At 39.2% G+C, this 618-nt stretch carries 1 pseudogene; it reads left to right on the forward strand.

The annotated features are described in order from the left end of the window. Nucleotides 1-618 (forward strand): annotated as a pseudogene (locus tag CJU60_RS21280) (IS3 family transposase); the annotation flags it as partial.

Here is a 618-nt window from a genome sequence, read left to right on the forward strand (position 1 = left end):
GCAATACACTTACGGAAAAGGTCCAGAGTATTCTTCCGAATTAGAGAAACTGCAGGCAGAGAACCGTTATCTGAGACAACAGAATGAAGTTTTAAAAAAGTACAACGAATTGGAAAGGAAGTTGATAGCCAAACGTCAGTCGAACTTGTAGATGTATTGCACAGCACAATGACCGTACAGAATATCTGTGTTCATTTAGGTATCTCACGAGCGTCTTATTATCGTTGGAAGAAGAACCTGATGAAAGATCATCCCAAATGCCATTTGGAAAAACAAATCGGCACGTTGTGCCGAGAGCACAAGTATCGATATGGATATCGAAAAATTACAGCTATATTAAAAAAGGAAATGCGTATTAACCATAAAACGGTTCAGCGTATCATGCAGAAAAATCAGTGGCAGTGCCGGGTTAAGGTGAAAAAACGCAAGAAGAATGGGCAGCCATATGCCGTGGTTGATAATATATTAGATCGGAACTTTCAGTCTGATCATCCTCTTGAAAAACTAGTAACGGACATCACATATTTGCCTTATGGACAGAAACAATTGTACCTTTCCAGTATATTGGATGTATACAATGGAGAAGTAATTGCTTTCACGATTGGAGATAAGCAGGAC

Origin of the sequence: Bacillus sp. 7705b, from assembly GCF_002289525.1 — a bacterium.
In the GTDB taxonomy this organism is placed as follows: Bacteria; Bacillota; Bacilli; order Bacillales; family Bacillaceae; genus Bacillus; species Bacillus halotolerans.